Origin of the sequence: Candidatus Synechococcus spongiarum (assembly GCF_900047545.1) — a bacterium.
GTDB classification, from domain to species: domain Bacteria; phylum Cyanobacteriota; class Cyanobacteriia; order PCC-6307; family Cyanobiaceae; genus Synechococcus_B; species Synechococcus_B spongiarum_C.
On the sequence record NZ_FITM01000030.1, the window covers coordinates 1 to 7,573 of the forward strand.

Here is a 7,573-nt window from a genome sequence, read left to right on the forward strand (position 1 = left end):
GGACCGCAGCGTGGGGGCGCGCCTGGCCGGGTTGATTGCGGCCCAGCACGGCAACCGGGGTTTTGGTGGTCAGTTGCAGTTGCGCTTCCGTGGCTGTGCGGGGCAGAGCTTCGGTGCCTTCTGTATTCAGGGTCTGGATATGGTGCTCCATGGGGAAGCCAACGACTACGTGGGCAAGGGCATGAACGGCGGACGCCTGGTGATCGTGCCCCCCAGAGCTTCCGGTCTGCAAGCGGGCAACAACGTGATCCTTGGCAACACCTGTCTTTACGGAGCCACGGGGGGACAACTGTTTGCCCATGGCCGGGCCGGCGAGCGTTTTGGGGTGCGCAACAGTGGCGCCCAGGCCGTGGTGGAGGGGGCCGGGGATCACTGCTGCGAGTACATGACCGGTGGGGTAGTTGTGGTGCTGGGTGCCACGGGACGCAACGTGGCCGCCGGCATGACAGGTGGGGTGGCCTATCTGCTTCAACAGGACGACGCCACGGCCGTGCGCATTAACAGGGAGACCGTCAAGCTGCGCAGCTTGGCGGAGTCCGCAGCGCTGGCGACTCAACTCAAGGCCCTGCTGGAAGCCCATCTGGTGGCCACAGGCAGCCCCAGGGCAGGGGAAATTCTGGCGCAGTGGGAGGAGCAGCAATCCCGTTTCATCGCTCTGGTTCCCCCCGCCGAGGAGGAAATCCTGGGTCTGTCCCCATCGCCTGTCCAGGCTGGCACAGCCATCGCCGATGCCCCTATGCGAGCCTGATAAGCTGATGCTCCACAGGTGGACCTGCCTGGATCGGGCTTGCCCATGATGTTGTCTCTCCCCATGGCTCAACCATGATTGAAACCTCTGGCGTGATTGAACGGGAACAAGGCAACGGCTTTTATATGGTCACCCTTGACAAGCCAGAAGGACACCAATGCCTGTGCCGCGCTGCCGGCAAGCTCACCAAGTTCCGCATCAAGCTGCTGGCGGGGGACAAGGTGACCGTGGAGATCAGCCCCTATGATCTCACCCGTGGCCGCATCACCTACCGGGAGCGCAACATGGGCGCTCCCCGTGGCGGTGGAGGCCACCGCCCTGGCGGACGTCAGCGCCGTTGATCACCGCTGCTGGTGATCCGGGGACAGCACCTTCTCCAACTCAGTGCGGATCATGCGCCGCTGTTTGACGCCACGCCACTGGCACCGCAGTTCTTTGTCGTGAAACACCTGGATGGTGGGGGTTCCTGACACACCAGCCTGCTGGGCAATGTGGGGCTCCGCCTCAATGTTGATCTCGACGGCATGGATCTGAGGCGCCAGTTCCTCCACCACCCGCCGCAGTTGCGGCTTGAGTACATGGCAAGGGCCACACCCTGGTGCGGTGTACATCACCACCAGCGGCTCCATACTCTCGTGGTAAAGGCGGCGTAGAGCATAGCTGCCTTGCTGCCAGAGGGCTGTGGGAGAGTAGGTCTCTTCCGTGGCGGGGCTCATCTTTTGGGGCGTTGGGGCCGATTCCGGCTCTGGTGTCTTGCGGGATACGGTCACGGCCAGGTTCTGCTCCGTCAGCCATGCCTCGGCAGCGAGCGCTGCTTGGCAACCCGTGGCCGCCGCCGTGACGGCCTGTCGCCAGCGGCGGTCCGCCACGTCCCCAGCCCAGAAGACACCGGGGATGACGGTGTCCGGCTGTCCTGGCTGTTGAGGCACCAGATAGCCTTCTCCATCCAGGGGAAGCTGCCCTTGGACCAACCCCGTGTTGGGGGTATGGCCGATGGCATAGAAGAGTCCGCGCACGGGAAGGGTTGTTGTGCTGCCGTCAAGGTGGTGACGCAGTTCAACGGCCGCAAGCCAGTCGTCCCCCTGCAGGGCCACCACCTCGTGCTCCCAGTGGATGGTGATTTGATCGTTGGCCAGCACCCGGTCCGCCATGGCCTTGGAGGCCCGCAGCTTGTGCCTGCGCACAACGAGATGCACGTGGGAACCGTACTTGGTCAGGGCATGGGCTTCTTCACAGGCCGAGTCACCACCCCCAACCACGGCCAGGGGTTCATGGCGAAATTGGGGTGTGGCTCCATCGCATACTGCACAAGCACTGATGCCCCGGCTCCAGAAACGCTCTTCCTGGGGCAGGTGTAGGCGGTTGGCACGGGCACCTGTGGCCAGGATCACGGCGTGGGTGCGCTGGGTCTGCCCCTGGGCCTGAATGGTGAACGGTCGTTGGCTCAGGTCCAGTTGATCGGCATCAGCATCCAGCAGACGGGTTCCCCAGCGTACGGCCTGGGCCTTCATGCGGTCCATGAGTTCAGGACCCAGGATGCCCTGGGGAAAACCGGGAAAGTTCTCCACGTGGGTGGTGGTCATCAGTTGACCTCCGGGGATGCCCCCCTCCTGAAAGCCGGTGATCAGCAGGGGAGCCAAGTTGGCGCGAGCGGCATAGAGGGCTGCGGTATATCCTGCCGGCCCCGAGCCGATGACAACAAGGTTTTCGGTTGTGGATGAGGAGACCATGGAGCCAGACAAGGGAAGAGGGAAGATTTCTTTTGTTTCTCGAAAGAAAAAGAAAATCTTAAGTTCCTTAAGGAAAGGGGAAGCCTGGCAGGACAGTTAAGAAACCCTGACAGAGGTGTAGAGATGATGAAAGCACCGCAGACACCGCCAAAATCCGCCATCCCCTCCCATTCCTTCAAGCCGGATTTGGCTGCTTTGGAGTGGACAGAGGAAGGAGAACTTGCCGCGGCTCCCCGTTGCCAAATGGTTCAACGCCTTCTGGAAGCGGAATCTCAAGCCGCAAACCAGGTTGAACTGATTCGTGTCTCCCAGCCGTGGTGCATCAAGGAAAACAGGAAACCGCCACTGCCCCAACATCCCAAGCGTAATCGCTGTGACGTCAGCCCTGGGCGCCATTCTCCGGATCATCCGAGCTGCGACGCTCCCCCGTCGGAGTAGAACGCTCGCCGCGACGGGGGCGGTCCGAAGCACCGCCCCCGCGGGGCTCCGCCTTGCGGACACGGATGGCGCGTCCCATCCACTCCACGTCCTGAAGGTCGTCAATGGCTGACTGCTCGTCAACCTCCTTGACCATGTCCACAAAAGCGAACCCGCGCTTTCGCCCTGTGTCCCGGTCGAGGGGAAGGCTCACACGGGCCACTTCGCCGTAGTAGGCAAAGAGCTCCTGGATGTCCTCCTTCTCGGCCGTGAAGGGAACGTTGCCGACGTAAATGCTCATGAAACGGGCGGGCTGAAACCGCAGAAGAGAAGGCTGCGGCCCGAAACGGGCAACAACCATCCCCACCTTAAGACCATGGCAGCCCACAAGCCCTTCCTCGGGGCACAAACAGGGACTCCGGGAGGTGGGGGCACCCGAACCCCCCATTCACTTCATCACAGTGTAAAGTTTTGTTGCACACGTGGATGTCCCATGACCTCGACTTCCTTTTCTCTCCTGGCCAACACCAACCAGCAGTGGTTCCAGGAAACCGCAGCAGCCCAAATCCGCCAGGAGCGCCTGGCCAAAGCCGAGAGGCTCAATGGACGGGCGGCCATGCTGGGTTTTCTCCTGGCCATTCTCACCGAAGTCCTCAGCGGTTACGGCATCCTCGGTCAACTGCACATTGGTTGAGACCTGCCCCCTGCCGCCCTGCCCAGGGCAGCAGGATTCCCTACAGGGCTCTCAGCGCCTGGGCCAGGATTCTCTGAACCAGGCGCAGCACAATAAACGCCAGGATGGGGGAAAAATCAATGCCGCCCAGAAGGGGGATAATCCCCTGAAACAACCTCAGATAGGGCTCACTCACCTGGGCCAGGATTTCCCCCACGCGGGAGTGTCTGAACTGGGGAATCCAACTGCTGAGGATGTAGAGAATCAGGAGAAATCCATAGAGTGCAACCAGTCGGCTGACGCTCTCGATCAGAAGGAATGCAGCAGACATGCGTGGATGGAAGGGGGAGACGGCGGCGGGGAGCCTGACGTCTCAGCCAAAGGTATCGTCTAACAACGTGTTGATGCGCTTGCGCAGGTTCTGTCTGTCCGCTTGGCGAAGCAGGTTGTGACGAGTGAAAATGGTAATCTGTACTAAGGCCACCAGCATCAAGGTATTCCCCAGGAGGGGAATACGGTTCAGTGCTTCGGCAACACCGCTGACCAACTGGAACACCATCAGAGCGGCGATCAACAGGAACAGGTTGCGAATGGGCTGTCCAAGTCTTTTCAAAGACAGGTTCCAGCCCTGCCGATCAACCCAACCCTGCACCAGGTTGAGCAGAAGCTGGAATTCCCCCCCCTCACTACTGCCCTCAGCCTGCTGGGAAGCCTGTTGTGCCGGAGTGGCTGACGTGGAATCGGGTGACTGACTGGTGCCCTTTGCTTGCTCAGGCATATCCTTCGTGTCCTGCATCGCTGTTGTTGGGCGTTGCATGTCCATTCAGACTAGCTGTTGACGGGCGTCAAGGTCGGCTTTTCCGGAAGGGGCTGGAAGGGGGCAACCAAAGGGAAAGACCCGTCCCGCAACTTCTCTGCCAGAGCGGACGTGATGTGGTCGGTGAGACGTAGGCTTGTGGCGGATGCCGTGGGGACAGCATGTCCCCTGACAGTGATCCGTCCACCGAGAAGGTCCTTGTAAGCGACACAACCCAGTACGGGACGTACCCGTCGTGGAATAGAAAAATCCAGCACAGGGGCCTGGAGTTCGTGATCCCCCACGCCTGCTGTTGCTGCCGCCTCCACGGTCAGGAGAGGAACAGGGGCGGCTAAGGCCACCATCACCCCTGCTCCCAACTCCCCAAACCAACAGGGACGCAGCCAGGCTGGATTCATGTGTTCCGCATCGGCACTGACCGCCGCAGTAGCTCCCGGCGCCAGAGCATGGCCGCCGGGCAGCCGGTTGCAGTGGGGTTGGTGGCCAATCCCCCCACCTGTCACCACCCCAATGGCGCCAGCCACAAAGACAGGCGAGCCCACACCCAGGCAGTGGAGGCGAGGGCTGCTCAAGCCAATGCCCCGTCCTCCAGGCGCTGTGAACACCGCATTGCCCAGCCGCTCCAGCAGCGGTCCATGGAAGGACCAGATCCTCGCCTCGCCACTATTGATCGCCACAATGCCGTTTTCGCTGATGGCCCGTGGCAGCAGCAGGCGGGTCATGCCCAGGCCGGCCAAATCCACCTGGATCACCAACTCTTGCCGCGGAAACTGGGACTGCTTCTCCCCAGACGCGACAAAAGGAACGGAAGCCCCCTTGAGCAAGGCATTCAACACGGTCGCACCGCTGCGTTCCGGACGGTCTCCCCCGCCAAGGGGCAGGGTCAGGCTGTTATTGCTGCCGTGGCATTGCAGGCGAACCCCTGCCAGCTCAGCCCGCTGGATCCGAATCGGGGGGTCACAGGGACCCAGACCAATGTTGAGGCTAGCCTGGGTACTGACGCTGCAACCACCTGCAGCCAGAACATCGGTTCTGGAAAACGCCTTCTGCAAGCCCACCCTGGCCACGTCCGCACGAAATTGACCACTGGTGCGCACCCGCAACTTACCTGCAGCCTGACGGCGCTGCAACTGCTCCATGGTGCGGTGGGGCAAGGGGGACACGGGGCGTCGGCAGCACTTCGCTAGACTCATCCCATGGTGGCTGTCATCCTGCTTCTCTGCTGCCGGTGAATCGTCTGCTCCAGCTTCTGCGGCATGCCTGAATCCATTGAATCTCCCTTCCCGGGGAGCGGCCCCAACAGCGAAGGGCGCATTGTGACCACAGATTTGCGGGGCGAGATGTCCCGCTCCTATCTGGAGTACGCCATGAGCGTCATCGTGGGTCGGGCATTGCCCGATGCCCGCGATGGCCTCAAGCCTGTCCATCGGCGCATCCTTTACGCCATGTACGAACTGGGCCTGACGGCCGAGCGGCCGTTTCGGAAGTGCGCCCGGGTGGTGGGGGAAGTGCTGGGCAAGTACCATCCCCACGGCGAGAGCGCCGTGTACGACGCCCTGGTGCGCATGGCCCAGGACTTCTCCATGCGGGCGCCACTGATTGACGGCCACGGCAATTTCGGCTCCGTGGACAACGACCCGCCTGCCGCCATGCGGTACACGGAGTCACGCCTGCAGGCGCTCAGCACCAGCGCCCTGCTGGAGGACATTGAAAGCGAGACCGTTGATTTTCTCCCCACCTTCGACGGCTCCCAGCAGGAGCCCACGGTGCTGCCTGCCCGCATTCCCCAGCTTTTGCTCAACGGTTCGTCCGGCATTGCCGTGGGCATGGCCACCAACATCCCCCCCCACAACCTGTCGGAGCTGATTGCCGGCCTGGATGCCCTCATCGGTGACCCGCAGTTGAGCGACCAGCAACTGCTTCAGATGATTCCCGGTCCCGATTTCCCCACCGGGGGTCAAATCCTGGGGCGCCGGGGCATCAAGGAAACCTATCGCAGTGGGCGCGGCTCCATCCCCGTGCGGGGTGTGGCCACTGTGGAAACCTTGCACGCCAAAGGTCGCCCTGATCGGGATGCGGTGATCATCACCGAGCTGCCCTATCAGGTGAACAAGGCGGCCTTGATTGAGCGCATTGCCGAGTTGGTGAACGAGAAAAAGCTGGAGGGCATTGCCGATATCCGCGACGAGAGCGACCGGGAAGGAATGCGCATCGTCATTGAACTGCGGCGGGACGCCTATGGCCAGGTGGTGCTCAACAACCTGTTCAAGCTCACCCCTCTGCAGGCCAATTTCAGCACCAACATGGTGGCGCTGGTGAAGGGTGAGCCGCGGCTCCTCAGTCTGCGCCAGTTGCTGGAGACGTTCCTGGTCTTTCGTATTGAGACCGTTGAGCGCCGCACCCGCCACTTGCTCCACAAGGCCGAGGAACGGGACCACCTGCTGCAGGGTTTCCTCATGGCCCTCAAGGACCTGGATGAAGTGATCCGCCTGATTCGCGCCGCTGCCGATACCTCAGCAGCCCGCAGTCAGCTTGAGGAGCGTCTGGGCCTCAGTTCCCAGCAGTCCGAGGCAATCCTGCAGATGCAACTGCGGCGCCTCACGGCTCTGGAAGCGGACAAAATCCGCCTGGAACACGAGGATCTGCTGGCAAAAATCACGGACTACCGCCACATCCTGGCGCACCGGGAGCGGGTCAGCGTCATCATTCGCACGGAACTGCATCAATTGGGACCCCGTTTTGCCACGGAACGGCGCACCGTGATTCTTGATGCGGAGGGAGACCTGGAAGATATTGACCTTATTGCCAACGAGCGCTCCGTGGTTCTGCTCACCAGCGGCGGCTACCTGAAGCGCATGCCCGTGCGGGAGTTTGTCGCCACCAACTTGGGGACCCGGGGTAAAGCGGGGACCCGCAGTGAACGTACGGAGCAGGTGCGCCTGTTCATCAGTTGCAGCGACCATGACACGCTGCTGTTGTTCAGTGATCGGGGCCTTGTCTATGCCCTGCCCGCGTACAAGGTGCCCATTGCCAGTCGCACAGCCAAGGGCTCTCCCATTGTTCAACTCCTGCCCATTTCCCGGGAAGAGGACATCACCTCCCTGCTGGCCTTATCGGACTTCAGTGAAGATCGGCATCTGCTCATGTTGACCCAGGCGGGGTTCATCAAGCGCACCCCCCTTCGTGCC

9 protein-coding genes are annotated in these 7,573 nt (G+C 61.8%); 4 read left to right on the top strand and 5 right to left on the bottom strand.

The genetic code is table 11. The features are described from left to right. Together FLM9_RS01220 and infA are read left to right on the top strand one after the other, a co-directional pair. Window positions 1-748: GltB/FmdC/FwdC-like GXGXG domain-containing protein (locus FLM9_RS01220; protein ID WP_498039855.1), on the top strand; the 748-nt coding region annotated here is incomplete at its 5' end. A 74-nt stretch (window positions 749-822) separates the two neighbouring features. After that, window positions 823-1,089: a translation initiation factor IF-1 gene (gene infA, locus FLM9_RS01225; protein ID WP_074456890.1), complete on the top strand. Its 267-nt coding sequence runs from the start codon at window positions 823-825 to the stop codon at window positions 1,087-1,089. On the opposite strand, the gene FLM9_RS01230 is transcribed toward infA, so the two are convergent. Both FLM9_RS01230 and FLM9_RS01240 read right to left on the bottom strand, forming a co-directional pair. Beyond that, window positions 1,090-2,478 (bottom strand): FAD-dependent oxidoreductase, encoded by a 1,389-nt coding sequence (locus FLM9_RS01230; RefSeq protein WP_074456891.1) that lies wholly within the window; start codon window positions 2,476-2,478, stop codon window positions 1,090-1,092. Window positions 2,479-2,857: 379 nt separating this feature from the next. Continuing rightward, on the bottom strand, window positions 2,858-3,196 hold the full coding sequence (locus FLM9_RS01240; RefSeq protein WP_081340101.1) for an RNA recognition motif domain-containing protein: 339 nt from the start codon (window positions 3,194-3,196) through the stop codon (window positions 2,858-2,860). Between the two features lie 192 nt (window positions 3,197-3,388). Here FLM9_RS01240 and FLM9_RS01245 point away from each other — a divergent pair, with 192 nt between their 5' ends. Further along, complete coding sequence (locus tag FLM9_RS01245) at window positions 3,389-3,589, top strand: chlorophyll a/b-binding protein (RefSeq protein WP_074456893.1); 201 nt, start codon at window positions 3,389-3,391, stop codon at window positions 3,587-3,589. 40 nt (window positions 3,590-3,629) lie between these two features. Here the strand turns inward: FLM9_RS01245 and FLM9_RS01250 are convergent, their stop codons facing one another. The 3 genes from FLM9_RS01250 to FLM9_RS01260 are packed head-to-tail and all read right to left on the bottom strand — an operon-like array spanning window position 3,630 to window position 5,548. Then, window positions 3,630-3,899: a YggT family protein gene (locus FLM9_RS01250; protein ID WP_074456894.1), complete on the bottom strand. Its 270-nt coding sequence runs from the start codon at window positions 3,897-3,899 to the stop codon at window positions 3,630-3,632. Between the two features lie 42 nt (window positions 3,900-3,941). Next, window positions 3,942-4,364 carry a CAAD domain-containing protein gene (locus FLM9_RS01255; RefSeq protein WP_180365258.1) on the bottom strand — a complete coding sequence of 141 codons (423 nt, stop codon included), beginning with the start codon at window positions 4,362-4,364 and terminating at the stop codon, window positions 3,942-3,944. A gap of 32 nt (window positions 4,365-4,396) precedes the next feature. Further along, window positions 4,397-5,548, bottom strand: coding sequence for a homocysteine biosynthesis protein (locus FLM9_RS01260; RefSeq protein WP_257242943.1), 1,152 nt, complete (start codon window positions 5,546-5,548; stop codon window positions 4,397-4,399). A 93-nt stretch (window positions 5,549-5,641) separates the two neighbouring features. Between FLM9_RS01260 and gyrA the strand changes: the two genes are divergently transcribed. After that, window positions 5,642-7,573 (top strand): DNA gyrase subunit A (gyrA, locus tag FLM9_RS01265; RefSeq protein ID WP_074456896.1); only part of this gene is annotated, 1,932 nt, incomplete at its 3' end.

Coding starts and splice junctions, on each gene's coding strand:
- infA (WP_074456890.1), top strand. CDS start 823: ATGATTGAAACCTCTGGCGTGATTGAACGGGAACAAGGCAACGGCTTT.
- FLM9_RS01230 (WP_074456891.1), bottom strand. CDS start 2,478: ATGGTCTCCTCATCCACAACCGAAAACCTTGTTGTCATCGGCTCGGGG.
- FLM9_RS01240 (WP_081340101.1), bottom strand. CDS start 3,196: ATGAGCATTTACGTCGGCAACGTTCCCTTCACGGCCGAGAAGGAGGAC.
- FLM9_RS01245 (WP_074456893.1), top strand. CDS start 3,389: ATGACCTCGACTTCCTTTTCTCTCCTGGCCAACACCAACCAGCAGTGG.
- FLM9_RS01250 (WP_074456894.1), bottom strand. CDS start 3,899: ATGTCTGCTGCATTCCTTCTGATCGAGAGCGTCAGCCGACTGGTTGCA.
- FLM9_RS01255 (WP_180365258.1), bottom strand. CDS start 4,364: ATGCAGGACACGAAGGATATGCCTGAGCAAGCAAAGGGCACCAGTCAG.